Origin of the sequence: Burkholderia sp. lig30, assembly GCF_000687455.2 — a bacterium.
Taxonomy (GTDB): domain Bacteria; phylum Pseudomonadota; class Gammaproteobacteria; order Burkholderiales; family Burkholderiaceae; genus Burkholderia.
On record NZ_JGVW01000086.1, the window covers coordinates 99,074 to 124,041 of the forward strand.

The window sequence follows — 24,968 nt, forward strand, 5'->3', positions numbered from 1 at the left end:
GAATATCGGATTTATATGGACCCGAATCGAATTTCGCGCGCACGTAAAAATTCCCGGCCCGGACGAACGGGATTCGCCAGACGCGAAGGAAAATTGAAGCGGCCTGGATCGCAGGCCGCACGGCATACGCGCGGAGAGGCCGCGCTCGTGTGACAGCGCGCTACCGGCAAGGCACCAGGCGTGTGTCCATGGCCTCAGTGTTCTTTGTATTGATCAAGACAGACCAGACTTTTCCCCGGACACGACCCAGAGGCCCATGATTCGGCGGGCAGCCCCTGTTCCTGGTTATCGTTCATCAAAAATAAGCAAGCGTCTGTTCATAAGCAAGGGACTGGTAAAGTATTTTTTGAAATAAGACGATCGAATAAGGCATTACATTTTCATTTCATGTCTGATGCTATGATTTCGAGCCGCCACGCCAGATTGACACGCGCGCGCGCTTCGCAACGCGCATGGAAAAAATCGGTGTAGTAAATGCGCGGGCGGGCCAGCAGCCGCGCCAGCAGCCCGCGTTCGAGCAGGTCATACGCGCGGTCGTCGAGGTCGGGGCGTTCCGCGCGCAGGCGCGTGCCGTCCTCCCGAAAGCGGCTGCGCGGACTGCCGAGAACCGCCAGGTCGATATCGGCGGCAAAGCGCGCATCCAGTCCGGCCGGCGCGCCGGCATGCTTCGTTGCGAGGATCATCTCGCAGATGCGTTCGCCCGACGCCACGCGGCCATCAGCCCATCGCCGAAACCAGTCGGCGCTACGCTGCTCGTTGTCGCGCGCGCCGGGGCGATAGATCACGTCGTGACACCATAGCGCCAGCTCCACCGCATCGGGGTCGGGCACCGCGCCGCGCGCCGTGTCGAAGTCGCGCAGGCAGCGGCGGATATGGCGCAGCGTATGGTAACGACGCGCCGGTTCCGCATAGTGCCGCGCGAGATCGGCATAGACGGCATCGGCATCCGCGCCGCCGTTGCGTGACCACACGTCGGCGAAGCGCGCCTGCGTCCGGCTCATCCCCGCCCGTTTCCGCGTCCCGGGCGCGCCGCCGTGCCGCGCGGTGTCGGTCGCACCGGCAACCTGGCCTGCCGCTGCCTTCGCCTGCAGCTTCATCACGGTGCTCAAAGAAACTCCTGCTGGATGTCGATGCTCGAGCGCTGGCCGATATTCCGGTAGTTCTGCACGAGCCACGCGTCGGCCTCGCGCCGCCCCTTGTCGCGCAGTGCGCACAGAAACGCCCAGTCCGCGTTGTACTTGCTCGATACGCTGAGCGCGCACATCGCATCGTCGGAACGGATCGAATGGATCAGCATCTCCTTCATCTCGTCGCGCTTGATCTTGCCCTGCTGGATGAGCGCCGTGACGAACGCGATCGCGCGCATCTCCCGCATCAGCGACGAATTGAAGCTCACTTCGTTGATGCGGTTGAGGATTTCCGCCGCCGTGGTCGGCACGCCCCGGCGCACGATCGGATTGATGTGGACGATCACCACGTCGTGCGTGTCGCAGTGGTAGATCAGCGGGAAGATCGCGGGGTTTCCCATGTAGCCGCCGTCCCAGTAGTGCTCGCCGTCGATGGTGACGGCCTGGAACAGCGTCGGCACGCAGGCCGACGCCAGCACCGCGTCCGCGCAGACATCCTCGCCGGAAAAGAGCCGTATCTTCCCCGTCTCGACGTTCGTCGCGCACAGATAGAGCCGGATCGGGCATGCCTTGCGCAGCGCGACGAAATCGACCTGGCTCTCCAGCACCTCGCGCAGCGGATTCAGATTGTGCGGATTGAGCTGATACGGGGAAAACACGCGCAGGACCATGTCCGCGAACGCATACAGCGGCGAATGATCGAGGCCGAAACTGTGCGTGCCTTTCAGCCACGGCGTCCAGCGCAACGGGTTGTAGCGGTCGGCCGATTGCGCCACCGCGTGCCAGAAATCGTGCAGCGCCCGGCGCGCGCCGGCCTCGCCGCCCTGCAGCATCCCGTAGGCCAGGACGGTGGCGTTCATCGCGCCGGCGCTGGTTGCGCTCACCCCTTCGATCGAGAGCCTGCCGTCCTCCAGCAGCCGGTCGAGCACGCCCCAGGTGAATGCGCCGTGCATCCCGCCGCCCTGCAAGGCCAGCGCCACCGGCTTGTGCGCGTCGTTGCGCGGATGCTTGCCATCGTTCGTGGTCATCTCCGGTCTCCTCATCGGTGCCGACACGCATCGGACGCGCATCGCGCGGCTTCAGCCACGCGCCCGCCGGCGGCGGCACGCCGATGCGCCGCTCGGCGCGGATCGTTCATTCTTCGCCCGATGGCAATGCATCGAGCAATGCCCTGGCTTCCTGCAAGTCCGCGGTATCGAAGCCCTCGTCGAAGCCGCCGTAGACCGCGGACAGGATTCGCCGGGCTTCGGCCGCCTTGCCGTGGCGTTGCCACAGACGCGCGAGGCTCGACGCGGCCCGCAGCTCGAACGACCGGGCGCCGTGATCGCGCGCCACGGCGATCGCGCGGCGGTACGCGTGTTCCGCTTCATCTTCCCGTCCGGACGCGGGCCCGCCGGGGCGGCCGTCCGGCGCGCCAAGCAAAAGGCTGCCCTTGATCCGATGCAGCTCGGCCTCGTAGCAGCGCTCTCCTGACCGGACCGCCATCACCATCGCTTCGTCGATCGCGGCCAGGCCCGCCGCCGTGTCGCCCGCGCGCAGATAGCTGTCTGCGAGGAGCGCCAGGAAGTACGTGCATCCCATCTCCGCGCCGGTCGCCCGGTAGCCGGCCAGGCCTTCGCGCATCTGCGCGATCCCGTCCCGCACGCTGCCCTGTTCGCTCAGCACCCACCCGTGGAGGATGGTTCCCCACGCGAGCCAGAACGGCAGGCCCTGTTCGGTCGAAAGCGTCACGACGGCCTCTGCGTGCTCGCGCGCGAGCGGCACCTCGCGTCGAAGCTGATGCAGTTGCGCCGCGTAGGTCAGCGCCAGCGCCAGCGTCGGGACGTGCGCGCATTGCCGGGCCAGGGCCAGCGCCTGCCGGCTGCGCTGGCTCGCCTGATCGGGGTATCCAAGGTGCCACAGGCTCCAGGCCAGGAAATTCAGGCTGCGGATGCCCGGGTCCATCACGTTGGGGAACGGTGGCTGGCGTGCGGCGTCGTGGAGGGCCAGCGCCTGTTCCTGGTGCGCTCGGGCAGCGTCGAGACTGCCCCCGAAGAACAGGGTGGCCGCGACCGCCAGATGGGCCTCGACGAGCAAGCCCGGATCCCCGGCGTGCTGCGCCATGCGGAACAGCCGCTCGCTCAGCTCGCGCACGGTGTCGTACTCGGCGCGCAACTGATAGTAGGTTCGCAGTCCCAGTTGCACCAGGAACAGTTGCGAGGTCTCGCCGATCTGCTCGCACAGCGCCAGCGCGCGCGTGTAGTTGGCCTCCACTTCCGGCGCGCCATAGCCCCGCACGGTCATCAGCGCCGGCCCCAGCGCGAGCCGCAGCGTCAGTTCCTGGTGCGCGCGCTCGGGCGTGTCGGGCAGGCGCGCAAGCAGCTCCAGCGCCGCGGCGAGATGGCGCAGCGCGTCCGGATGCGCGGAATGCTGGAGCGCCTGCTGCCCGGTGCGGGACAGGTATTCGACGGCCTTCGGCACGTTGCCGCTCAGCCGGTAATGGTGCGCCAGTTCGGTGCTGTAATCGGCGATGCGCGCGGAGAACAGCGCCTCGATCGCCTGCGCGGTGCGCTCGTGCAGCGCGCTGCGCCGTTCCATGAGCAGCGACTGGCCGGCGACTTCCTGGGTCAGCGCATGCTTGAACGAATATTCGACCTCGGGGAACGCGGGCCGCTCGTAGATGAATTCCGCCGCCTCCAGGTGGGCCAGAAGCCGGTGCAGATCGTCGTCGGACTGCGCGAGCGCGCCATCGCAGATGCGCCGGATCAGGCTGAACGGAAACTCCTTGCCGATCACCGCCAGCGTCTGCAGCAATTCCTTTTCCGCGACGTCGAGCCGGTCGATACGGGCGGCGAGCACGCCCTGCACGGTGGTCGGAATATGCAGCGCGGCCGGCGTCTGCTCGATGCGGTAATGGCCGTGGTCGCCGAGCAGGGTCTGCTCCTCGGCCAGCGTCTGCACCACTTCCTCGATGAAGAACGGATTGCCCTCCGTCTTGTCCAGGATGAGCTGCTTGAGCGGCATCAGGGAGGGATCGTCGCCGAGCAGCGCGGTGAGCAGCCCTTGCGCCTCGGCCGGGCCCAGCGGTTCGAGCCGCAGCCGGGTGCAGTGCGGCGCGCCCCCCCAGGCAGGCTGATACTCGGGCCGGTAGTTCACGAGGAGCAGGATCCGGGTGCTCGGCAGGCGCTCGATCAGGCACGCGAGGAACGCGTCGGTCTCGCGGTCCAGCCATTGCAGGTCTTCGAACAGCAGCTCGACCGGCTGGTCGCGGCTCTCGCGCGCGAGAATGTCCGTCATCGCGTCGAAGGTGCGGTCCCGCCGGATCTGCGGGTCCATTTCGGCGAGCGCCGAGCCGCGCTCGCCGACGCCCAGCAGATACAGCAGGTACGGCACCCGGTCCTCGAAGCTGCGCTCGAGCGTCAGCGCCTTGCCCATCACCTTTTCGCGGCAGCGCCGTTCGTCATCCTGGGCCGTGATCTGGAAATAGTTCTTCAGCAGGTCGATCAGCGGCAGATACGCGAAGGCCTTGCCGTGCGACACCGAGAAGGTCTCCAGCACCAGGCAGCCGCGCCGCGTGCGCTCCTTGAATTCGTGGAACAGCCGCGACTTGCCGACCCCGGCCTCGCCCGCCACCGCGACGACCTGCCCGTGGCCCGCCCTCGCCTGCTCCAGCGCCCGGCCCAGGCAGTCCAGCTCGGCCTCGCGGCCGACGAAGCGGGCGAGCCCGCGGCGCGCGGCGAGCTGCAGGCGCGTGCGCAGCGCGCCGAGGCCCACCACCTCGTACACGACGAGCGGCTCGGGGATGCCCTTGACCTGGGTGGCGCCGAGCGCCTTGAACTCGAAATAGCCGTCGGCGAGCTTGTGGGTGGATTCGCTGACGAGGATCGACGACGGCGTGGCGATGCCTTCCATCCGGGACGCGATGTTGATCGTGTGGCCGACCGGATCGTAATCGGTGTGCAGGTCGTCCGTGCGGATCGAGCGCACCACCACCTCGCCGGTGTGGACGCCCACGCGGATCTGCAGCGGCACGCCTTTTTCCAGGCGAACGCGGTCGCCATGCCGGCGCATCGCCTCCTGCATCCGCAGCGCCGCGTACAGCGCGCGCTGCGCGTGGTCCTCATGGGCGATGGGCGCGCCGAACAGCGCGAGGATGCCGTCGCCGAGCGACTTGGCGACGTAGCCCTCGTAGTGGTGGACGGCTTCCATCATCAACGCGATGACCGGCTCGATCAGGCGGTTGGCCTCCTCCGGGTCCAGATCGTGGATCAACGCGGTGGAGCCGGCCATGTCGGCGAACAGCGCCGTGACGGTCTTGCGTTCGCCGGCGGTCTCGCCCCGGGCTTCCATCGCCGCCTGTTCGGCGAGAATGCGCTCGGCCAGGTGGTGCGGCGTGTAATGGATCGGCGCGCGGGACGGATCTTCGGCGGACGGGGCGCGCGCCGGCGGCGTGCCGTGCGCGTCGGTCAGCTCCGCGCCGCATTCGCTGCAGAATTTGGCGGCAGGCCCCGACGCGTGGCCGCAACGCCAGCAGACGCGCGACATCATCGCGCCGCACGCTTCACAGAATCTTGCCCCAGCGGGATTCTCGAATCCGCAGTTTGCGCAGCGCATAGGACCTCTTCCGGTGACCGCGGCGTTCCGCTTAAACATTAGGCGTCGCATGCTGTTGCGGCAAGACCCGGCCCGCTCGCGTGTTTCCGCGCGTGACGCGGCGTGCGCGATCCGCGCCGCGCCGCGTCGTCCGGGGCCCGCGGCGCGCGTGTGCCTTCGTCGCCGCGCGCAACGCAACATGCGATTTGGCGATATTTATGGCGGGATATAGTGGGTCGGTAAAACGGTCCGCGACATCCGCGCAGGCGAGTTCGCCATGTCGCGCCCGATCACATGAAACAGGCCATCGGGGGCAATATGCAAAAACACATCGACGATCACGACGTGCAAGCCGGATCGATCCGGTTGCTGGCGCTCGGCCTGCTCGCCGCGGCGGCGGGCGCCGGATTCGGCGTCTATGCCGAACTGACACACGGCGCCGTCAAGCTCGACGAGTCTCTGTCGGTCGGCACCGCGATGCTGGGCATTTTCCTGGTGGTGTTCCTGGCGCATGAAATGCGAAGGAAGTGGCCGCATTGAGCAACGCGGCCGGTCGGCACCGGCGAACGGTTGTGCGCCGGTGCCGCGCGCAACGGCCGGCAGTGCGTGATGCGCGCAGTCTTGCGAGGTCGAATCCCGTTACTGCGCGGCAACCGCGACCATCACCGAATACGCCTTGAACACGGCCGTCGCCGGCTGGCCGACCGCCAGCGACAGCGCATCGACCGCGTCGTTCGTCACGCTCGCCGTCAGGCTCACGCCGCCCGGAAGCGTCACGCCGACGAGCGACGTCGTCGCGCCGCGCTCGACGCGCGAAATCGTGCCGGCGAACTGGTTGCGCGCGGACAGCGCGTAGCCCGCGAAATCGGTGACCAGCACGACCGCCGACGACTTGATCAGCAGGATCGCCTCCTGCCCCACCGTGAGCTTCAGGCGTTGCGCGGCGGCCGTCGTCAGCGTCGCGACGATCTGCTGATCGCCCGGTATCGTGACCGACACCTGCGTCGTGACCGGCCCCGCGTCGACCGTGGCGATGGTGCCGGTGAACTGGTTGCGAGCGGTGGTTTTCATCGAGATTCTCCTGAAAAGGCCGGCGAGCGCCGGCAATGGGTTGAGCCACGTTTTCTGTTCGCACGGCAGCGCGCCGCGCCGTTCATCCGAACGCGGACACGCGCAGCAGCTCGCGCACGCGCTGTTCGCGCGCGTCGAGCGGCGGCGCTTCCCGTGGCGCGCGCGCCAGCATCGTCGCGACGCCGCGCCGCACGTCGATCTCGCGCACCACCGCGCCCTGCTCGACCACGAACGCGACATCGGCAAGCGCGACGACGTCGTCGACGTCGTGCGTGATCATCACGGCCGGGATGTCCCAGTCGCGGATCACGTCGCGCAGGTGCCGGCGCAGGTCGTCGCGCAGCGCCGGGTTCAGCGCCGAGAACGGCTCGTCGAGCAACAGCAGCCCGGGCCGGCAGGCGAGCGCGCGCGCGAGCGCGACGCGCTGCCGCTGCCCGCCCGACAGCGCATGCGGCCGGCAGTGTGCGAGCGACGCGAGGCCGAAGGATTCGAGCAGGCCGTCGACGCGCAGGCGCGCGTCGTTCGACAGGCCGCGCCGATACCAGCTCGTCAGCCCGAATGCGACGTTCTTGAACACCGTCAGGTGCGGAAACAGCGCGTAATGCTGGAACAGGCAGCCGACGCCGCGCTGCTCGGGCGGCAGGTCGACGCCGCGCGCCGCGTCGAACAGCGTGCGCCCGTCGACGCGCACGTGCCCGTGACGAGGCGTCAGCAGCCCCGCGATCGCGTGCAGCGTGAGCGACTTGCCCGCGCCCGACGGCCCGTAGAGCGCGATCACGCGCGCGTCGGACGCGAAGCGCGTGGCGAGCGCGAAGCGCCGCGTGCCGTCCGACACCGTCGCATCGAGATCGACGTCGATCATGGGGTGCTCCCGTCAGGCGCGCGCAAAGCCGTAGCGCTTCAGGATCGCCTGCGCGGGCGGGCTCATCAGATACGCGATGAACGCCTTCGCCAGCGCCGGCTCGCGGCTCGCGCCGACCGCGACGACCGGATAGGTGACGGGATCGTGGCCGTCGACCGTCTGCACGATGCCGACCCGGTCCGGCATCAGCATCGCCTCGGTGCGGTAGACGAAGCCCGCGTCGGCCTCCGCGCGCGCGACGTAATCGAGCACCTGCCGCACGCTGTCGGCCTGCACGAACTTCGGGCCGAGCGCCTCCCACAGCTTCGCGCGCGACAGCGCCTGCTGCGTGTAGCGCCCGCACGGCACCGTCGCGGTCTTGCCGATCGCGATGCGCCGCACCGCCGGATCGGCGAGGCCGGCCAGCGACTTCACCGGCGACGCCTGGCCGGCCGGCACGACGAGCACGAGCGTGTTCGCCGCGAAATCCTGCTTCGTCGCCGGATCGAACACGCCCGCCTCGATGCCGCGCGCGACGGTCTCCTCGTCGGCGCTGACGAACACGTCGACGGGCGCGCCCATGCGGATCTGCTGCAGCAGCACGCCGGACGCGGCGAAGTTCAGGCGCACGGTCACGTCCGGGTGCGTGGCCTCGAAGCGCGCGCCGATTTCCTTGAACGCATCGGTCAGGCTCGCGGCGGCGGACACGGTGAGCTGCTGCGCGCACGCGGCGACGGGAACGAGCAGCACTGACAGGCAGGCGAGAAAGCGGCGAAGGCATTGCATCGAAGAGGCTCCTGTAATCAACGCAGCGCAAAAAAGCGCTTGGACAGAACGAGCACCGCGACCGACAGCGCGGACGTGATGCACGCGAGGAAGAAGGCGGTCCCGTCGCGACCGTCCTGCATCGCGTCGTAGATCGCGAGCGACAGGGTTTGCGTCTGGCGCGGGATGTCGCCAGCGATCATCAGCGTCGCGCCGAACTCGCCCATCGCGCGCGCGAACGCGAGCAGCGCGCCCGCGAGGATCGTCGGCCACGCGAGCGGCAGCGTGACCCGCGCGAATACCGAGAACGGCGATTGCCGCAACGTGCGCGCGGCGGCCTCGAGCGTGCCGTCGACGCCGGCGAATCCGGCGCTCGCCGCCTTCAGCACGAGCGGCAGCGCGACGACCGTCGACGCGAGCACCGCGCCGTGCCAGTTGAACACGACCGTGTAGCCGAGATGCGCGTACACCCAGCCGCCCACCGCGCTGCGCCGGCCGAGCACGACGAGCAGCCCGTAGCCGATCACCGTCGGCGGCAGCACGAGCGGCAGCATGCAGGCTGCTTCGAGGAGCGCGCAGCCGGGAAAGCGCCGGCGCGCGAACAGCCAGCCGAGCGCGATGCCGGCGATCGACGCGAGCACGGTCGCGATGCCCGCGACTTTCAGCGACAAAAGCAACGGCGGCCAGTCGACGCGTTGTAGGAAATCCGACATTTGCGACACGTCCTGTGTGATGAATTGCATGACGTTCCTTGTGCTCGCAAGATGCGAGCCATCGGTTCGCGGGCCGGTGGCAGTCGCGCGTGGCCGTGCGCGGCACACGTTATCGGCCGCGCCTCGCCTCCTGCCTGTCCACCGCCTGCCGTATGCGGCGCGCCGCCTGTCACGTCCCGCCTAACCCGAGCGCGCTGGCGAGCCGCGCAAGCGCCGCGCGTCCCGCTTCCGGGTCGTGTGCCGCAGGCTTCAGCAGCAGCCGGTGCGGCCCGAGCGCCGCCGCGAGGCGCCGGATCTGCGCGACGCAGCGGGCCGGATCGCCGATCACCGCGTTCCCGACAATGACCGCATCGCTTGCGTCGGGTGCGAACATCGGCGGCAGCTTGTCGGGCGCGAACCGCACCTCCATGCGCCGCGGGTAATCGCGCACCGCCGCGACGCCGTGCGCGATCGCGCGGCGGTCGTCGTCCTCGCAATGAAAGAAGCGCGCGATCGCGAACGGAAAATCGCCGCGCCGCGCACGCTCGGCGGCCACTTGCGCTGCGACCGGCACGAGATCGGCCGAAGGCGTCGCCATCAGCCCGTAGCCATGCTCTGCCGCGAGCCGCAGCGCATCGTCGCTCAGGCTCGCGAGCCACACGGGCACCGGCTGCTGCAACGGGCGCGGATGGATCGCGATGTCGTCGTAGCGGAAGAATTCGCCGTGAAAGCGCGTCGACGGCTCGCGCCACAGGCGTTGCACGAGCGCGAGCGCCTCGAAGGTTCGCGCCCGCGCGACCTCGGCGGACGGCAGCCCGGCCTGGCGGTATTGCTCCGGAAACGGGCCGCCGCGCGCGACGCCGAACTCGACGCGCCCGCCGCTCAGCAGGTCGAGCGTCGCGATTTCCTCGGCGACGCGCACCGGATCGTTCAGCGCGAGCAGCGACGCGCCGGTGCCGAGCCGCACCCGCGCGGTGCGCGCGGCGATCTGCGCGAGCAGCACGGTCGGCGCGCTGCCGATCGCGAAGCCGCTGTGATGGTGCTCGGCGACCCAGACCTCGTCGTAGCCGTGCGCGTCGGCGAACGTCGCGGTGCGCACGGTCTGCTCGAGCGCATCGCGGGCGTCGCCCGACGGGTTCTCGACGTTCAGGAACACACCGAAGCGTTGTGGCAATGTCGACATGTCGGGTTCGTGGTGAGGGCTCGACCGCTCACATGCAACCTTCGTGCCTATGCCGCCCATTAATGTCGCACGCAGTCTGGTGCTGATCGATATCGCACGATTCAGGGCTCTCGCGACACCTCTGGCGGCAGACAGTGCCAGTGTCTGCCGCCAGGGTCGAACAGAGCAAGTTCGCACCGGGATCGGTCCATACCGGGCTCAACTTGCATCGGCCGGCCAATGCGCAGCGCGAACCGCGCGGCTTGCTCCGCTCGCCCGGTCAGCCGCCGGTGCGTGTCCTCCCAGGCATAGAGTCCCGCGCACTCGTACAAATAATCGGCTTCGTCGAGCGCGATGGCGTCCACTTCGAAGCGGATCGGCATCCCTGCACGTGCATCCCTAAACACCGGACGCCACTGAGCTTCCCCTGAAATTTCGCCTTCCAAGAGGTCGTGTATAAATTCGACGGAAAGGACGGAAGCAAGGGTGACAGGGACCGGCTCGTGCCCGCCTCGGCGGAGATGATGGTCGAGCTCGGTCGCTACCGCCGCGAGCGTGGCCTTCCCCCGCTGCCCTCGCCGCACGAGGACACGCCGCTCGTACTGCCACTCGGAAAGTCCATGAAGCCGCTCACGCGCGCGGCGCTGCATACCATCGTCAAGGGCATCTTCGCGGGCGCGGCGGAAAAGCTGCGTCTGCGCGGTGACGACTACGCTGCGCGCGCAGCGCAGCTCGAGCGCGCTTCGGCTCACTGGATGCGCGACAGCGCGGGTTCCCACATGGCCGATGGCAACGTCGATCTGCGGCTCATTCGCGACAACCTCGGCCACGCGTCGCTCACCACAACCAGCCTCTACCAGCATGCCGATGACGACCAGCGACATCGGGAAACCGAAGAGAAACACCGCATCGACTGGTAACTTCAAATGTGGCGATTGGTGGAGCCTGTCGCGCGCATCACCCCCAGCCGCTGCAACTGCTCACGCACCACACAACCCGCCACGGCGTGCTTTTTCGGGAGCCGGTATGTCAGCGTCGAGTTCGCATACCCCAGCCGGAACCGCTCAACCAGTTCCGCAGTCACCAGCCCCCGCTCCGCCAGAAGAGGTGGCCTCGCCCGTTCGGACAGGTTTTCGATATTTTTAAGTGGAATGTCCGAGGCAGTCATGCTGCCAACTTGATCGCAGGCAGCGTCGCGAAGGACGCCCGAAGGGAAGTCGCGCAACGGCTGTTTTAACCCTCGCACGCCCAGCGCCGCGATGCTCCGACGCCATAAAGCACAATCCCGGCGCTCGGGCCGGGTTCGGGTCACTGCTGCTGTTCCGGGTAAAAACCCACGCAAGCGTATCCTGCGACGGTAGCGCTCTACTGAAGCCAGAACGGCTTTCCCTCAAGCGCATCGTATTCCGCCAGCGGCTTGTTCTTGTCGCGTGCGAAGCCCGGCAAATCGGACATCACCACTCGAACCGGCTGGTAAATGGCGAAATCGTTCAGAAATGACTTCGCCGAACTACAAGCGTCCTTAAAGCCCTCGAAGTATTTGCTGAACACATCGGCAAGGGTCGGCTGGTCCGGTTTCAGCCAGCTCCGCCCCGCGTCACCTGACAACAATGTATCCCACTCTACGGCTGAAGCGGCGGGATGCTGCGCAAAGATATGGTGTGCCTGCTCCATCAGTGCCGAAGCCTTGTCCAGCTCTTCCCGCCGCAGATATCGTCGATACAAACGATCGGTCAACAGGCTCCAGTCCTGATCCGGGTGAGCCTGTTCGGCGTAGGTCTTCAGACAATCGAAGAACAGGATCACATCCGAGCTGGGGCCAATCTCGCATATACGGCAACCACCGTGGAAACCAATCTTCCTCATTTGAACTGTATCGCCTCTGGGCTGATGATCCCGTTAGATTTTTGCACGATCCCACGAACAATTGTGCTCATTTGAGCGTCGGTTACGGTTTGCCCTCGGGTACCTGTTGTGGCGCGCCGTCGACGAACATGGCGCCGACCTCGACATCCTGCTGCAGAAGCGGTGTGACAAGGCTGCTGCCAAACGCTTCTTAAAGCGCTTGCTGCGTTTGAACCCGGTGCCGCGCAAGATCGTCACCGACCAGCTGCGCAGCTATCCGGCGGCGAAGGCTGACATTCCTGCGCTCGCTCATGTGAAGCACGTTTTCGTCAAAGCGGCTGCACGCTTGAACAACCGTGCAGAGAACAGCCACCAACCGACACGCGAACGCGAGCGTCGCATGCGCGGCTTTCATGACCCGAAACGCACGCAGGAATTTCTCTCGTGCTTCGGGCCGATTCGGCAACACTTCGCGCTCAAGCGGCATCTGCTGCGCGCCTCGCTCTACCGCAAACAACTCGCGGCAAGATTCATCGCCTGGTGCGAGTTCACCGAGGTCACCCGAAATCCGTCCTGCGTTTTCTGATGGATGGGCGCCCGCCCTCTTTCCGCCACAGTCCCCGCACCGCTGTAGGTAAAAAGCCCCGTGCTCGCCAGTATCTTCTCGTTATCGTGCGACTGCCTGTTGTACAGAACCTGGCAAACGCCAGATTCGTCGCTCCTACTTCGACTGATCCTCGTCGTCGTCCTTCACTTTGTAGCTCTCTTGTGCCTTCTTGTAGCTGTTGTCGAATGGCTTGATCTTCAACATCGCGGCACGGCTTGTAAAGCCGCCGACCAGCGCTATCCCGAAGCCGGCTAGCAACACGCCCCCCCCCAGAATCGACGGAGGAATAAATCGCACCGCGATATACATCTCCGCGATGCCAACCACGATCAAACTCCATCTCATCCATCGAGGAAAATTCCCATCCTCGATTAGCTTAATTTTTCGCACCGCTTCCTCCAGCACTCCCGGCAGCAGCCTTCACGACTCCCTGCCAATAAGAATTTATAATTCCCTGGATCTTATTCGAACGATCGCTGTTATTCATAGTACTGGACACCCCATTGATAACCGGACCTAGAAGAGGATTTTTTTCCGATGCGGCATTCGACACCATGTTGAGCACGCCGCTGACTCCGTACTGTCCGACGTTCGGATTTACCATTTGCCCGAGAGCGTCGGCGCCAACGCCGATGGCGGTTGCGCCAGACGCAATCTGTGTGAACGCCGGAGCGAACGGAGTCGGAGCAGACGCCAACGCGCCGCTCATCGAGCCGACCCATCCGGCGGTCATTGAGGTAGCCGACGCCAGATCGCCTATCGTCGACTTGACGTAATTCAAATCGGACTGGTTCGGCAGCCGCGTGAAAGGCCCGGTCAGCGTAAAGTCGTACCCGGAGCTCGACGGTCGGTCGTAGGTGACCATACTCGGCACACCGCCGGGTGTCACCTTGTTGTAATTGTCCAGGATGTACGCTTGAACCAGTGGATCAGGTTGCGCAGTCTTTTGCGTCAGCACCGTTTGTCCATCGGCCGTCGGCTTCGCACCTATCCACTGCGCCCCGCTATCCGTAGGCACTTGCCCCACCAGTATCGCCGGCGCACCAGATTCATGTTGCATCCCAATCGATGCTCCCATGATTCGCATCTGCTCTTCGATCTGCGCCTGCGTGTATTTGCCCTTGCTCTTCTCCGCCAGTTGCTTCGCCAGCGTCCGCTCCTTCGCCTTGCTGTCCTCGTGCAACTGCCTGTTGTACAGATCGGCATTCAATGCCCCGCCCGCACCGGTCATCGCTCCAGCAGAACCACCGAGCGCCCCGCCTGCAGCCGCGCCGGCCAATCCCGCCGCCACATTCGACAGCACCTTGCCGCCGACCGTGTCGCTCAACGCGCCGGCTGCGGCATTGCCGACAAGGTCGCCAGCAATCGTGCCGCCAACGGCACCCGCCACGTTGCCGCCCCCCATCGCTGCGCCAAGGCCCGAGACGGCCGCATGTGATGCGATGCGGGCTGCGCCGTTCTCACTCCACAATGCCATCTGCTGCTGCGCTGCCGTCATGTCAGCCTGCGCCTGAGCCGCCCCAGCCTCGTCACCGGCGGCCTTTGCGTCCTTGTTTGCCTGATTCGCCTTGTCGAACGCCTTGCTTGCCCGATCTTTCAGCGCAGTCGCCACATCCCCCACCACCTGCATCCCAACCTGGCCAACGCCCTGCTGGACCGCCATGTCGTTCTGCACCTTCTGCGCATCGAAGGTGTTCTGCACCGCGCCATTCGCATGCGCGGTATCGCGGCTCATGCCCGCCGCGCTATCCCGACCGGTGCCCGCATCACCGCGCACCGTGATCATCCCGGGGCTCACCGCCGCATACGTCGTGCCGGACGCGTCGCTGCTCGTACCGGCAACGGAGAAGCCCGTCGGCCCAAGCCCCTGCGAATTCTGCGGCCCTGGAAATTTGTTTGCAATCCGACTTATCGGCGTCTTGAATGTGGCACCGTCCTTCGCGCTCGTACCAAAACCACCGCTCACGCTAAAGCCGATCGTGTCGCCCGAATAACTCGCCTGGTTCTTCAGGTTCGTATAGTCGAAGGTCTGTGTCGACAGGGTGTTCTTGTCCGTGCTGGCCGTGCTCGCGATCACCCCGCCATCCAGCTGGGTGTGATTCCCGACGTTGACATTGAACCCGCCGTTCCCCGCGTAAATCCCGCTCTGCTGATTGACCGACTGGTAGTTGGCCTTGATGTTCTGCTGGCTTGCGCTCGCGCTGCCGCTGACCGTCTGACCGTAGCAGAACGGCGGCACGCAGATGCTCGCCTGGAATCCGCCGCTCGATTGCCTGCTGTCGTATGTGCTCGTATCCTGACGGCTCTGGATGTTCAGGTCACGCCCCACGCTTGCGTCGACCGTGTTACCCGCGACTTCCGCGCCACGCAGATTGGTATCCCGACCGCTTGCCATCGACAGCGTATTGCTGGCGTTGATCTGCGTAGCCAGATCGCACGTATTCGCGCGTACAGAACCCCTGCAGAAGCTTGCCATCGTCGAGAGCCTGCGCCGGCAAGGTCATGTGGTTGCGGTCACAGGCGACGGCGTGAACGATGTTCATGTCCATCGCGACGGCTTCGATCTCTTTGCACCGTTCGACGCCGAGCCAGTCAAAGAACGGGCGAATCGCTTCCCGGCTGCGTCCTTCCCCGACCCACAACACGCGGCGCGTATCGGCGTCCATCACCACGGTGGCGTAACGGTGGCCCTTGTAGAGCGCAAATTCGTCCATCACCAGCCGACTCGGCCGTGCCTCGGGCAACGCATCAAGACGCGCCTGCAAGCGTCGCGTATCGATGCGCCGGACGGTTTCCCAATGCAGCCCCGATAGCTGGCAGACGTGGGCGACCGGCAGTTTCTCGCACCAGTGCCCGACGAATTCGGCCAAGCGCCGGGTGATTCGGGCGTGCCGATCCAGCCAGCTCACGCGCTCGGTGCGTGGCCCGCAGTCGGCGCACCGTACCCGGCGCAGACGCACACGTAGCCAAACCGCATCGCCCAATATCGGCAGGTCGCGAATCGTGCGCCAGCCTTGTTCATGCACGCGCTCGCTGCGCTGGCCGCAGCCCGAGCATCGAGCCGAATTGCCGACTTCGGGCAGCAAGGTGATGCGCGTCACGCCAGGCGTGCGCTCGAGTTCGGTAACGGTAAAACCTTCCCAGAACGGGAGGTCGAGTTTATGATCGGCCATGAAAGCGGTGGTCGTTGGAATTGTCTGATTGGTCGCACAACCAGTCTATTCCTTCGGGCACCGCTTTCCTTTTTGGGCGCCGCCTTCACGCTAATCCGTGAAGAACCTATTTTTTAGAATGTCGCGCTCCTCGGTCACCCGCTTGAGCTCGGCCTTCAGTCGCCGTACCTCGGCGCTTTGGTCCAGCTCTGCTTGCCGCACGACATCCGGCTTCCCGAACTTCGCTCGCCAGGCATACAGGCTATGCGTCGTAATGCCCAATCGCTGGGCCACGTCTGCCACCGAATGACCTCGCTCCGTCACCTGCTTGACTGCCTCGATCTTGAACTCATCCGTGTACCGCTTGCCGCTCATACTGACCTCCTCGGTTGCCATAAATTATGGCTCGAAGATGTCTACGAAAGGCTGGCCGGTCCACTCACTCTGATGCAACTGCCGGTTGTACAAGTCTATCCACACGCGCGTTTCAGTTTGATTGCCCGCTTTTGCGATACTTCCTCACGGCCACTACGCCCCATCCGATGGCTTCGATTGAAAGCGCAATGATGAATGCAACCCTATAAATCGACACGATTGTGCCGTGGCTTGCTACTTGGCGTGCAGACATGGGCGTTAGACCCCAATGTTTAGAACCCCACGCAATGGCATCCGGAAGGTAGACAAGTCCGATATAGACGAGGACCACCAGCGTTACTCGGGCACAAGCTCCTTTCCAGCTTCTGCTCTGCAAGAGTCGGTCAAATCGTGATTGCTTCATTTCATTTTGGTGCTGGTTGGCTGGGAACGAAGGACGTCATGCGCCTCGATCCTTTGGATCGCGCATGCCTGATTGCTTGTCTCGCGGAATGGTCCTGCTTGCGCTACCTGATCGGATGCGCTGCAACGGACGCGGAAAGAGGAACGAGCGCAGGCCTGACGGACTCGACGCTGAACGGTGCGGCGGTCGCGATAACTCTCAGTATCGCGAGCCGCTCAATGGCGTTTGTTTTTGGCATTATTAACCCGGAGCCACGAAGGCTATTTTTTAATATTGACTGCAGCGACGTAATGCATTTGCGTCACAGGTGTTTATCGGTCGCAGGCGGCGCCCTTTCGGGTCTTTGTGCCGTTTCCAATAGTCCATGCAACCTGTTCCGCATGACCCATATTCCGTATTTCGGCAGCCATTCCGAAATCTTTAGGGAAGATCTGCAAAACATTCCTTAACGGCTCTTAGAAGGATCAGACTTCATCTGTTAAGTGTGTTTGCAGCCCGCTCATAAATATCACATTTGAAAGCGGGTTAATAATATCGCCAGACAATGTAGGGTAAGGCTGATAAAAATTACAGGGGCTGCATGATTGGCCAGCCGTCGTGGCTTGCCGCTCGGTTGTCAATCCAGGCGGCATTTCGTCAAATCAGGCGCTGATGGATACCGATCACGCGTCGGTGACCTGGGACGCCCCCGACGCCCCTGATGCACCCTAACCGCGTGCTGCCCCGTAGCCACGGCTGCAGCGTGAAGCGGTAGTTCACTGCATCGCCTCAGGCCCGCAACCACCTCAATGAGACCATCTGGCGAACGATCTCCATTCCGCCCGCGACGCGGCGCCGCAGCGGCGTCAACCGTGGCGCCGGCACACCGGCGGCCGGCCGCAGCCCGAGGCCCCGGATTCCCTCGATTCCCCGGATTGCGCGGGCGGCGTCGCAAACCAGCTCCGCACGGTGTCGTACGAATAGCGGGTCAGGCCGGCGTGGCGCGCGTGCGGCGCGAGCAGCTGCACCGACAGCGGCTCCGCCCAGCCCCAGAAATCGGCGCGCAGCGCATTCGGAAAACCGACGTCGTCGAACGCGTGCCACAGCTGCACCAGCCACAGCTCCCGCCCTTCCTCGTCGAGCAGCAGCGGCAGCCCCGCGCCCGCCGCGAGGTGCGCGTGGCGCTGGCTGTAATAAAGCGGCCCGCCGCACGATTCGACGACGAAGTCCGCGACCCGCTCGACGATGCAGTCGAAACACCCGCCCGCGCGGGCGAACAGCGGCGTCGTCTTCAGGCGGCGCATGTGATGCCGGACCAGATCGCGCAGCCCGGCTTCCGCGCAGATCGCGAGCAGACGATGCGGCGGCGCCGGCAGCGGCGGGCAGACGGCCGGCGCGCCGGACTCGCGTCGTTCGGGGGGGCGATGCGTGACCGGCCACTGCAGCGTCCGGTAGCAGGCGCGCGTGCAGGGCGTCCAGCGCGCGCGGGGCGGCTTGCCTGGGATCGTGTCCATGAGCGTGTCGTGCTCCTTGTTCGGTTTGTCGGTTATATACCGACGTATACAACGGTTCCCATGACAAAGCACGTTCCGTGCCGCGCGCCCCTACTCCGGGCCGAAGCAATGAACGTAATCTGAGCACGCGCCGCAACTGGGCGCGCGGCACACGAACAGCCCCTCGCGCTCGCACAACTGCTTGTAGAAGAACTTCTTCCACTTCATGTCGTGCGCGTTCTTCGCCGCGAGCTGCGGAAACCAGCGTCCGATCAGCGCGGACAGCTCCCGCCGCGACGGCAATCCGAGGTCCTGCCACAAATGGTTGTCGCCGCCGCATGCGCTCGCGAGCAGGCAGGCGACCCAGCCTGCCTCGTCGCGCCGGCCCGCGTGCGGGTCGGCGTGCTCGACGAACAGCGCGACCAGATCGTCGAATTCATCGCCGCGCGCCGCGTCCGGCGGCGACGTGGCGGCGGGCTGCGCGCCGACCGCGAGCGCGAGAGCCGCGCCCGGAAACCAGCGGTCCAGCATGCGGCGCGTGCGCGGCTCGTCGAGCCCGCCGATCGGCCAGGCGCGCGCGCCGCCGCGATCGAGCGCGGGCGCGAGCACGCCGGCGAAGGCGAGCGCCGTCGGATCGCGCGCGTCGAGCGCGCAGCGCATCAGGATCGAGCGGGCGTCCATCGTCGGCGCCCGTCACACCTGCGCCGCCGCGTGCGTGTAGCACTTCTTCGGGCAGATCTTCGCGCACGCGGTGCAGCCGATGCACAGCGCCCGGTGCGCGATCGTCATCACCTTCTTCTCGTACTCGTCGTCTTCGTCGTCGCCGTCGAGCGCGATATGCGCGCCGTCCTCGTCGACGCCGACCAGCTCGAGCACGCCGCGCGGACACACCCGAAAGCACCGCCCGCAGCCGATGCATTTGTCCTCGTCGAGCGTGGACACGAAGGTCGGCGTCCAGGTCTCGCCGCTCGGCAGTGTCACGCTGAAGGTTTCGCTCATGTCGGGTTCCTCCGTCACGCGGCGGCGGCCGCCGCCTTGCGGGCTTCCATCAGCGCGGCGTGCGCGTCGTGGCAGCGCTGCGCGACCGACAGGATCTGCTCCCAGTGGGTCGGCAACTCCTCGGACAGGTCGTGCAGGTCCATCTTCGCCTGCGTCGCCTGCGCGTTGAGCTTCTTCAGGCGCGCCTTGAGTTCGTCTGCGTCGTTCGTCATCGGTTGCTCCCTGTCATGCGCCGTACTGCGCGACGGCCGGATACGCGCGGATCATCTCGACCGCCTCGTTCAGGAATCTGCCGCCCGCGTCGGCGAGCTTCGCGAGCGACGGGAAGCCGAAGCGGTGCACGTCGCGCAACTGCTTGTTGACGACAACGAGCCGCCCCGCGATCAGCACCATCCGGCCGAAGCCCTCGTGGCTCATCTTCATCATCGGCGACACCATCTGCCGCGTCTCGCGCTCGATCGCGACCGCGATCGCGTTGTAGAACAGTTCGAGCCGCCACAGCGTCTCGGGGTCCGGATCGCCGATGATCGGGATCGCGCGGCGCTCGTCGCTCGTCAGGATGTACGGCTTGAGCAGCTGCAGGTCGCTCTTGCGATCCCACGTGCCGTGGGTGTCCTGCGCGCGCAGCTGCTTGACGAGCTGCTGGACGAACGGCGTCGCGAGCAGTGCGTCGTCGCCGTCGTCGCCGGCCGTGTCGGAATGCGTGTCGATGATGGCGTCAGCCATGGGATACCTCGTCGTCTTCGAAATCGAATGACCGCTCGCCGTCCTTCGCGAGCGCCTTGCGCAGCCACGGCGGCGGCGTGCCCTTGAGCACCTGCTGCAGCTTCACGAGGATTTCCTCGATCGGCTCCGGCTGCGGCACCTTGATCGGGTGGATCTTCAGCGCGACGACCCGCGCCGCGCCCGACCCGCCGATGGCGGCCACGTAAAGAATCGCGCAATCCCTGATCGCGTCGAGCTTCGGCGCGAGCTTGTCCTCGTCGCCGTCCTCCTCGAGCTTGCCGTCGAACTCGAAGGCCTCGACGAATGCGTAGCCGGCGGGCGTCACGTCGTACGTGACGATGCTCTTCGCCCAGCCGAAATGCGCGTCGACCTGCTGCTTGTCCTGCGTCGCGAATGCGATCTTCATGCTGTGTGCTCCTTCTCGAATACGGGGGATGCCGCGACGACCGGAATGTCGATCGCGCGGGCCGGGTCGCGCGCGGCGAGATCGACGGCCTCGGGCGGCAGCGGCCAGTCGCCCGGGCCGTGATGCGGAATCCGCTCGATCATCAGGTTCGCGATCTCGAAGATCAGGTTCATCGTGCCGCGATAGCCGACCTGGCAGCGGTGCGCGTTGCCGACGCGGTCGAACACCGGAAAGCCGACGCGCATCAGCGGCCGGTCCAGCCGCGCCGCCATCTGCCGGCCGTGCGAATGGGTGATCAGCAGGTCGCAGCCGGCCGCGCCCTGCTCCATGTCCTCGAGGTCGCCGAGCAGCACCTGTGCCGCGGGCAGCCACGCATGCGCGGGCGATGCGGTCGTGCTCACGCAGCACTGCAGCTCGGCGCCCATCTCGTGCAGCAGGCCGCCGAGCGCCAGCAGGAGATCCGGCTCCGCGCCGATCGCGACCTTGATGCCGCCCGTGTGGAAGTGGCCGTCGAGCATCGCGTCGAGCAGGCGGCTGCGCTGCCGGCGGTACTTGTCCGGCACCGGCCGGCCCGCGAGCTGCGCGAGCCGCACCAGCAGCCGGTCGTTCGGCTCGACGCCCGTGAGCCGCTCGAAGATCTCGAACGGCGCGCCGGTGATCGCGTGCAGCGCGTCGGCCGCCGTGCGGGTCTGCTCGCCGACGCCGATCGTGAACGCCGACGCGCCCGCCGCGCGAATCTGTTCCAGCGTCGTCCCGCCGAGCGTCGTGCCGCGCCAGTCCGGCGGAATGTGGCCGTCGAGCGAGCCCGAGATGTCAGGCAGCACGATCGCGTCGAGCCCGAACGCGCCGACGATCTCGCGCAGCTCGTCGATGTCGGCGGGCGACAGGTGGCTGCCCGGCAGCAGCGTGACCTGCCGCGGGTTCGCGGGCAGCGGCTTCACAAGCGCGCGCACGATCGCCGCGACCGCGTGCCGGTAACCGTCCTCGAAGCCGCCGACGTAGTCCGGCGTCGACACGTAGACGATCTCGGTGCCGTCCAGCTCCGGTTTGCGCTGGCGCACCCGCTTCAGGTAGCCGTCGACGTCGTCGCCCTTGGTCTCGGTGAGCCCCGTCGAGCAGATCGCGATGATTCTCGGCGCGGCGCGCGTGTGGATGTTGAGCAGCGCCGTCTCGATGTTCTCGTAGCCGCCGAGGATCGTCGTGACCTCGTTCATCGCGGTCGTCTGCAGCGGGATCGCCTCCTTGAAGTGGCGCACCAGCAGCACGAGGCCGAACGACGTGCAGCCTTGCGAGCCGTGCATGACCGGCATGCACGCGTCGAGCCCCATGAACGCGAGGCTCGCGCCGAGCGGCTGGCTCATCTTGAGCGGATTGACCGTGCAGGCCTTCTTCGATTCCACGACTTCAGCCATTGCGATTCTCCGGTGGCGGTTCAGGCGGGCACGCCAGGTTCGAGGCCCATCGCCCACGCATGGACGCCGAGCGGCATCGACGCCGGCGCGGCGCCAGCCGGCACGTCGGCGTCCCGCGGCGCGACGGCCACCGCGCCGAGCGTTTCGCCGTCGTCGCCCCACGGCGCGGGAATCCGCACCTGCTGCCACACCGGGTTGTGGATCGCGCGGTCGATCTCGTGCACCAGCTCGACGATGCCTTCGTAGCCGGCGTACGGATGGTGCCGCTCCTGGTTGATGTCGAGCCACGGCATGCGCGCCTTCAGCGCGACGAACTGCGAGCGGCCGCCGGACAGCATGATGTCGGCCTTCGCGTCGCGCAGCATCCGGTACATCTCGCGCGGCGTCATGTCGTCGATCATGTGCGCGTCGTCGCCCATGATCTCCTTGATCCGTTCCTTGTCTTCCTTCGTGCTTTTCTTGACGCTCGTGCCGACGATCTCGAGCCCCGCCTCCTGCAGCGCGGCGACCACCGACCACGACTTCACGCCGCCCGTGATGAGCAGCACGCGCTTGCCCGCGAGACGTTCGCGATAGCGCGCGATGCGCTGCCACGCGCGCGCTTCCTCGGCTGCGATCAGGCGCTCGGTCCGCTCGATCAGGCCGGCGTCCGCGCCTTGCCGCACCAGCAGCGTCGCGATCTGCCGCAGGGTGTCGCTCATGTCGCCGATGCCGTAGAACGAGCCTTCGAAGTACGGGATGCCGTAGCGCGACTCCATGCGCGTCGCGATGTTGATCATCGACTTCGAGCACACCATCATGTTGACCTTCGCGCGATGCGCGCTCGCGATCTCGTCGTAGCGGCCGTCGCCGGAGATGCACGACAGGACGCGGATGCCGAGCGCGTCGAGCAGCGGCTTCGTCTGCCACAGCTCGCCCGACAGGTTGTATTCGCCGATGATGTTGATGTCGTACGGCGTCGTGCGCCCGGGCTCGCGCGTGCCGATCACGTAGTCGAGGATCGCCTCGCCGCCGAGCTTGTTGCCGAGGTTTTTCGGCCCCGCGAAGCCGGGCGCGTTGACGGGGATCACCGGCTTGCCGAACTTCTCGGTCGCGCGCTTGCAGACGGCTTCGATGTCGTCGCCGATCAGCGCGGTCACGCAGGTCTGGTAGACGAACACCGCGGGCGGATCGTATTTCTCGATGATCTCGCGCACGCTCCGGAACAGCCGCTTCTCGCCGCCGTAGATCACGTCCAGCTCGTTGATGTCGGTCGTGAAGCCGGTGCGGTACAGCTGCGAGCCGGACGACGCCGCGTGCCGGTTGTCCCACGAATTGCCTTCGCAGGCGATCGGCCCGTGCACCAGGTGCGCGACGTCGACGATCGGCTGCAGCGCGATCTTCGCGCCGTCGAATGCGCAGCCGCCGGCGGCAGCGCCCGGCGACAGCTGCTTCGTGCAACCTTTCTTGCGCGCCTTGTCGCTCTTGCCCTGGTTCTTGTCGCAACCGGGCTCGTCGAATACCTCGGCGATCTTGGCTTTCAGCGATGCGGACATGTCGGGCTCCTCGCGGTGTCGGGTATCTGCTCAGTCGCAAGTTCCGTACCATTCGCGCCAACCCCGCCGGCGCCGCGCGGCGCGGCGCGTTCGACGCTTGCGGCTGTCGGCATCGAGACGCGCGTTGAACGGTTTGAACGGATTGCGACAATCGGCGGGCGGCGGAACGGGCGCTCGTCCTGACGAGCCCCCGTTCCGTCATGGCTGCCGCCGCTTCAGCGGATGATGTCGAAGCTGTAGTCGGTCTCCGCCGGCACGATGGTGTTCGCATCGAGCGTCTCGAAGAATTCGTCGAGCAGCATCACGAGAATCCGCAGCGCGCCGGCATAGCCCCAGGTCGGATAGCGGTGGTAATGGTGGCGATCGAAGATCGGGAACACCAGGCGCACGAGCGGCGTCTTCGTGTCGCGCTCGAGATACTTGCCGTAGGTGTTGCCGATCAGGAAATCCACCGGCTCCGTGTACAGCAGCGAACGCATGTGCCACAGGTCGCGCTTCGGATACACCTTGCAGCCCACGCCGTACGGCGACGCGTCGAACAGCGCCTGCACCTTCGCCGCCCAGGCGTCGTTGCCGTTGGTCGCGAGCACGTGCGCCGGCTCGGCGCCCAGCTCGAGCAGGAACTGCGTGTAGCCGAGCATCTGGTCCGGGTCGCCGTACAGCGCGAAGCGCTTGCCGTGCAGGTGCGCCTGGCTGTCGGCCATCGCGTCGACGAGCTGGCCGCGCTCCTTCTCGAGCTCGGCCGGGATCGGCTTGCCGGTCACGCGCGAGATCTCCATCAGGAACTGGTCGGTGCCGGCGACGCCGACCGGCGCGTTCAGCACCACGACTTCCTGGCCGTGCTCGGCGATGAACTTGCTGGTCTTCTCGCTGCAGTATTCCTGGAACACGAAGGTCGCCTTCGCATGCAGCGCGCGCTCGACCTCCTCCTTCGTCGTGCCGCCCTCGTACATCCGGAACTCGCCGTCGGTCGGCGTGTTCCAGGTCTCGGACGGGTCGCAGAGGACGTTGACCGTCACGCCGAACAAATCGAAGATCCGGCGGATTTCCTGCATGTTGCCGACCACGAAGCCGTCGAAGCCGCCGATGAAGTTCACGCTGTCGTCCGGCACGCGCACGAGCGGCGCCGTGGTGCCGGCCTTGCCGTCCCAGAAGTGCTTGAGGATGCCGAGCAGCGCGTTGTCGTAGCCGGTCACGTGGCTGCCGACGAACGCCGGCGTGTGCGCGAACGGCACGTCGTAGTCTTCCGGCACGCTGCCCTTCTGCTTGCTGTTCTTGATGAACGCGTCGAGGTCGTCGCCGATCACCTCGGCCATGCAGGTCGTCGACACCGCGATCATCTCGGGCTTGTACAGGTTATAGGCGTTGGCGAGGCCGTCGATCATGTTGTTCAGGCCGCCGAACACCGCGGCGTCTTCCGTCATCGACGAGCTGACGCACGACGTCGGCTCCTTGAAGTGGCGCGAGAAGTGCGACCGGTAATACGCGACGCAGCCCTGCGAGCCGTGCACGAACGACAGGGTCTTGTGAAAGCCGTTCGCGACGTACACCGCGCCGAGCGGCTGGCAGGCCTTCGCCGGGTTCACCGTGAGCGAATCGCGCGCGAAGTTCTTCTGCTTGTAGTCTTCCGTCTTGGTCCACTCGACGATCTGCTTGACCGTCTCGTCCGGGTGGTTGAACTCGAAGTTTTCCTTCTTCGACTGGAAAATGGCCTGATACTCGGGCTCGCGGAACAGCAGTTCGTGATCGAGAATCTTGTCGGCGGATTGAGGCATGGCGTACTCCTGATTCGATAATCCAATGGGG

General features: G+C 66.1%; 23 protein-coding genes and 5 pseudogenes. 4 read left to right on the top strand and 24 right to left on the bottom strand.

Annotation, left to right across the window (positions count from 1 at the left end; translation table 11 throughout):
• Positions 1–380 precede the first annotated feature (380 nt).
• The 3 genes from LIG30_RS16405 to LIG30_RS16415 all read right to left on the bottom strand — a co-directional run bounded on the left by LIG30_RS16405 (position 381) and on the right by LIG30_RS16415 (position 5,720).
• The gene (locus LIG30_RS16405) at positions 381–1,001 is read right to left on the bottom strand and encodes an HD domain-containing protein (RefSeq protein ID WP_038713735.1); all 621 of its coding nucleotides are present in this window, start codon (positions 999–1,001) and stop codon (positions 381–383) included.
• A gap of 104 nt (positions 1,002–1,105) precedes the next feature.
• Positions 1,106–2,155 (bottom strand): patatin-like phospholipase family protein, encoded by a 1,050-nt coding sequence (locus LIG30_RS16410; RefSeq protein ID WP_038713657.1) that lies wholly within the window; start codon positions 2,153–2,155, stop codon positions 1,106–1,108.
• A 106-nt stretch (positions 2,156–2,261) separates the two neighbouring features.
• Positions 2,262–5,720: an adenylate/guanylate cyclase domain-containing protein gene (locus tag LIG30_RS16415; RefSeq protein ID WP_038713658.1), complete on the bottom strand. Its 3,459-nt coding sequence runs from the start codon at positions 5,718–5,720 to the stop codon at positions 2,262–2,264.
• A gap of 273 nt (positions 5,721–5,993) precedes the next feature.
• Here LIG30_RS16415 and LIG30_RS16420 point away from each other — a divergent pair, with 273 nt between their 5' ends.
• Positions 5,994–6,239: a hypothetical protein gene (locus tag LIG30_RS16420; protein WP_051995052.1), complete on the top strand. Its 246-nt coding sequence runs from the start codon at positions 5,994–5,996 to the stop codon at positions 6,237–6,239.
• A 99-nt stretch (positions 6,240–6,338) separates the two neighbouring features.
• Here LIG30_RS16420 and LIG30_RS16425 read toward each other — a convergent pair.
• From LIG30_RS16425 to LIG30_RS16450, 6 genes and pseudogenes are all read right to left on the bottom strand, one after another.
• Positions 6,339–6,827 (bottom strand): annotated as a pseudogene (locus LIG30_RS16425) (TOBE domain-containing protein); the annotation flags it as partial.
• Positions 6,828–6,852: 25 nt separating this feature from the next.
• Positions 6,853–7,632, bottom strand: a complete 780-nt coding sequence (locus LIG30_RS16430) for a sulfate/molybdate ABC transporter ATP-binding protein (protein ID WP_038713660.1) — start codon at positions 7,630–7,632, stop codon at positions 6,853–6,855.
• A 12-nt stretch (positions 7,633–7,644) separates the two neighbouring features.
• Positions 7,645–8,397, bottom strand: coding sequence for a molybdate ABC transporter substrate-binding protein (modA, locus tag LIG30_RS16435; protein WP_038713661.1), 753 nt, complete (start codon positions 8,395–8,397; stop codon positions 7,645–7,647).
• A gap of 17 nt (positions 8,398–8,414) precedes the next feature.
• Positions 8,415–9,089, bottom strand: a complete 675-nt coding sequence (gene modB / locus LIG30_RS16440; RefSeq protein WP_038713737.1) for a molybdate ABC transporter permease subunit — start codon at positions 9,087–9,089, stop codon at positions 8,415–8,417.
• Between the two features lie 169 nt (positions 9,090–9,258).
• Positions 9,259–10,251 (bottom strand): LLM class flavin-dependent oxidoreductase, encoded by a 993-nt coding sequence (locus LIG30_RS16445; RefSeq protein WP_038713662.1) that lies wholly within the window; start codon positions 10,249–10,251, stop codon positions 9,259–9,261.
• Positions 10,252–10,352: 101 nt separating this feature from the next.
• Positions 10,353–10,613: a hypothetical protein gene (locus LIG30_RS16450; protein ID WP_056405859.1), complete on the bottom strand. Its 261-nt coding sequence runs from the start codon at positions 10,611–10,613 to the stop codon at positions 10,353–10,355.
• 99 nt (positions 10,614–10,712) lie between these two features.
• Here LIG30_RS16450 and LIG30_RS16455 point away from each other — a divergent pair.
• A pseudogene (locus tag LIG30_RS16455) lies at positions 10,713–11,150 on the top strand (tyrosine-type recombinase/integrase); the annotation flags it as partial.
• 2 nt (positions 11,151–11,152) lie between these two features.
• On the opposite strand, the gene LIG30_RS27290 reads toward LIG30_RS16455, so the two are convergent.
• Positions 11,153–11,398 (bottom strand): hypothetical protein, encoded by a 246-nt coding sequence (locus tag LIG30_RS27290; protein ID WP_056405862.1) that lies wholly within the window; start codon positions 11,396–11,398, stop codon positions 11,153–11,155.
• A gap of 197 nt (positions 11,399–11,595) precedes the next feature.
• Positions 11,596–12,096 (bottom strand): hypothetical protein, encoded by a 501-nt coding sequence (locus LIG30_RS16465; protein WP_038713665.1) that lies wholly within the window; start codon positions 12,094–12,096, stop codon positions 11,596–11,598.
• A gap of 100 nt (positions 12,097–12,196) precedes the next feature.
• Between LIG30_RS16465 and LIG30_RS16470 the strand changes: the two are divergent.
• A pseudogene (locus tag LIG30_RS16470) lies at positions 12,197–12,661 on the top strand (DDE-type integrase/transposase/recombinase); the annotation flags it as partial.
• 135 nt (positions 12,662–12,796) lie between these two features.
• Here the strand turns inward: LIG30_RS16470 and LIG30_RS16475 are convergent.
• From LIG30_RS16475 to LIG30_RS16490, 4 genes and pseudogenes are all read right to left on the bottom strand, one after another.
• Complete coding sequence (locus tag LIG30_RS16475) at positions 12,797–13,009, bottom strand: hypothetical protein (protein ID WP_152986122.1); 213 nt, start codon at positions 13,007–13,009, stop codon at positions 12,797–12,799.
• A gap of 49 nt (positions 13,010–13,058) precedes the next feature.
• A pseudogene (locus tag LIG30_RS27295) lies at positions 13,059–15,107 on the bottom strand (hemagglutinin repeat-containing protein); the annotation flags it as partial.
• Entirely contained in the window at positions 15,028–15,855 is an 828-nt protein-coding gene (locus tag LIG30_RS25430) for a transposase (RefSeq protein WP_235510322.1), read from the bottom strand. The gene LIG30_RS25430 and the pseudogene LIG30_RS27295, both read right to left, overlap by 80 nt.
• A gap of 111 nt (positions 15,856–15,966) precedes the next feature.
• Positions 15,967–16,209 (bottom strand): annotated as a pseudogene (locus LIG30_RS16490) (transposase); the annotation flags it as partial.
• 390 nt (positions 16,210–16,599) lie between these two features.
• Here LIG30_RS16490 and LIG30_RS26450 point away from each other — a divergent pair.
• The gene (locus tag LIG30_RS26450) at positions 16,600–17,061 is read left to right on the top strand and encodes a hypothetical protein (protein ID WP_152986123.1); all 462 of its coding nucleotides are present in this window, start codon (positions 16,600–16,602) and stop codon (positions 17,059–17,061) included.
• A gap of 396 nt (positions 17,062–17,457) precedes the next feature.
• On the opposite strand, the gene LIG30_RS16495 is transcribed toward LIG30_RS26450, so the two are convergent.
• The 9 genes from LIG30_RS16495 to nifK form a co-directional block, all read right to left on the bottom strand.
• Positions 17,458–18,105 carry an oxygen-binding protein gene (locus tag LIG30_RS16495; RefSeq protein ID WP_051995054.1) on the bottom strand — a complete coding sequence of 216 codons (648 nt, stop codon included), beginning with the start codon at positions 18,103–18,105 and terminating at the stop codon, positions 17,458–17,460.
• 90 nt (positions 18,106–18,195) lie between these two features.
• A complete protein-coding gene (locus tag LIG30_RS16500; RefSeq protein WP_038713667.1) occupies positions 18,196–18,765 on the bottom strand; it encodes a nitrogen fixation protein NifQ in 570 nt (189 codons plus the stop codon).
• 12 nt (positions 18,766–18,777) lie between these two features.
• Positions 18,778–19,083, bottom strand: a complete 306-nt coding sequence (fdxB, locus tag LIG30_RS16505; protein ID WP_038713743.1) for a ferredoxin III, nif-specific — start codon at positions 19,081–19,083, stop codon at positions 18,778–18,780.
• Between the two features lie 14 nt (positions 19,084–19,097).
• Positions 19,098–19,295, bottom strand: coding sequence for a CCE_0567 family metalloprotein (locus tag LIG30_RS16510; RefSeq protein ID WP_038713668.1), 198 nt, complete (start codon positions 19,293–19,295; stop codon positions 19,098–19,100).
• Positions 19,296–19,308: 13 nt separating this feature from the next.
• Entirely contained in the window at positions 19,309–19,809 is a 501-nt protein-coding gene (locus tag LIG30_RS16515; protein WP_038713669.1) for a NifX-associated nitrogen fixation protein, read from the bottom strand.
• On the bottom strand, positions 19,802–20,215 hold the full coding sequence (nifX, locus tag LIG30_RS16520; protein WP_038713670.1) for a nitrogen fixation protein NifX: 414 nt from the start codon (positions 20,213–20,215) through the stop codon (positions 19,802–19,804). The genes LIG30_RS16515 and nifX overlap by 8 nt, the downstream gene beginning before the upstream one ends.
• Positions 20,212–21,627 carry a nitrogenase iron-molybdenum cofactor biosynthesis protein NifN gene (gene nifN / locus LIG30_RS16525; RefSeq protein ID WP_038713671.1) on the bottom strand — a complete coding sequence of 472 codons (1,416 nt, stop codon included), beginning with the start codon at positions 21,625–21,627 and terminating at the stop codon, positions 20,212–20,214. Before nifN ends, nifX begins: the two co-directional genes overlap by 4 nt.
• Positions 21,628–21,647: 20 nt before the next feature.
• Positions 21,648–23,162 carry a nitrogenase iron-molybdenum cofactor biosynthesis protein NifE gene (gene nifE / locus LIG30_RS16530; protein ID WP_038713672.1) on the bottom strand — a complete coding sequence of 505 codons (1,515 nt, stop codon included), beginning with the start codon at positions 23,160–23,162 and terminating at the stop codon, positions 21,648–21,650.
• A gap of 215 nt (positions 23,163–23,377) precedes the next feature.
• Positions 23,378–24,937 (bottom strand): nitrogenase molybdenum-iron protein subunit beta, encoded by a 1,560-nt coding sequence (gene nifK, locus LIG30_RS16535; protein WP_038713673.1) that lies wholly within the window; start codon positions 24,935–24,937, stop codon positions 23,378–23,380.
• Positions 24,938–24,968: the final 31 nt, after the last annotated feature.

Coding starts and splice junctions, on each gene's coding strand:
- LIG30_RS16510 (WP_038713668.1), bottom strand. CDS start 19,295: ATGACGAACGACGCAGACGAACTCAAGGCGCGCCTGAAGAAGCTCAAC.
- nifE (WP_038713672.1), bottom strand. CDS start 23,162: ATGTCCGCATCGCTGAAAGCCAAGATCGCCGAGGTATTCGACGAGCCC.
- fdxB (WP_038713743.1), bottom strand. CDS start 19,083: ATGAGCGAAACCTTCAGCGTGACACTGCCGAGCGGCGAGACCTGGACG.
- LIG30_RS25430 (WP_235510322.1), bottom strand. CDS start 15,855: ATGGCCGATCATAAACTCGACCTCCCGTTCTGGGAAGGTTTTACCGTT.
- LIG30_RS27290 (WP_056405862.1), bottom strand. CDS start 11,398: ATGACTGCCTCGGACATTCCACTTAAAAATATCGAAAACCTGTCCGAA.
- nifX (WP_038713670.1), bottom strand. CDS start 20,215: ATGAAGATCGCATTCGCGACGCAGGACAAGCAGCAGGTCGACGCGCAT.
- LIG30_RS16420 (WP_051995052.1), top strand. CDS start 5,994: ATGAAACAGGCCATCGGGGGCAATATGCAAAAACACATCGACGATCAC.
- nifK (WP_038713673.1), bottom strand. CDS start 24,937: ATGCCTCAATCCGCCGACAAGATTCTCGATCACGAACTGCTGTTCCGC.
- LIG30_RS16495 (WP_051995054.1), bottom strand. CDS start 18,105: ATGGACACGATCCCAGGCAAGCCGCCCCGCGCGCGCTGGACGCCCTGC.
- LIG30_RS16500 (WP_038713667.1), bottom strand. CDS start 18,765: ATGGACGCCCGCTCGATCCTGATGCGCTGCGCGCTCGACGCGCGCGAT.
- LIG30_RS16450 (WP_056405859.1), bottom strand. CDS start 10,613: ATGCCGATCCGCTTCGAAGTGGACGCCATCGCGCTCGACGAAGCCGAT.
- LIG30_RS16430 (WP_038713660.1), bottom strand. CDS start 7,632: ATGATCGACGTCGATCTCGATGCGACGGTGTCGGACGGCACGCGGCGC.
- nifN (WP_038713671.1), bottom strand. CDS start 21,627: ATGGCTGAAGTCGTGGAATCGAAGAAGGCCTGCACGGTCAATCCGCTC.
- LIG30_RS16405 (WP_038713735.1), bottom strand. CDS start 1,001: ATGAGCCGGACGCAGGCGCGCTTCGCCGACGTGTGGTCACGCAACGGC.
- LIG30_RS16415 (WP_038713658.1), bottom strand. CDS start 5,720: ATGCGCTGCGCAAACTGCGGATTCGAGAATCCCGCTGGGGCAAGATTC.
- LIG30_RS16445 (WP_038713662.1), bottom strand. CDS start 10,251: ATGTCGACATTGCCACAACGCTTCGGTGTGTTCCTGAACGTCGAGAAC.
- LIG30_RS16465 (WP_038713665.1), bottom strand. CDS start 12,096: ATGAGGAAGATTGGTTTCCACGGTGGTTGCCGTATATGCGAGATTGGC.
- LIG30_RS16410 (WP_038713657.1), bottom strand. CDS start 2,155: ATGACCACGAACGATGGCAAGCATCCGCGCAACGACGCGCACAAGCCG.
- modA (WP_038713661.1), bottom strand. CDS start 8,397: ATGCAATGCCTTCGCCGCTTTCTCGCCTGCCTGTCAGTGCTGCTCGTT.
- LIG30_RS16515 (WP_038713669.1), bottom strand. CDS start 19,809: ATGGCTGACGCCATCATCGACACGCATTCCGACACGGCCGGCGACGAC.
- modB (WP_038713737.1), bottom strand. CDS start 9,089: ATGTCGGATTTCCTACAACGCGTCGACTGGCCGCCGTTGCTTTTGTCG.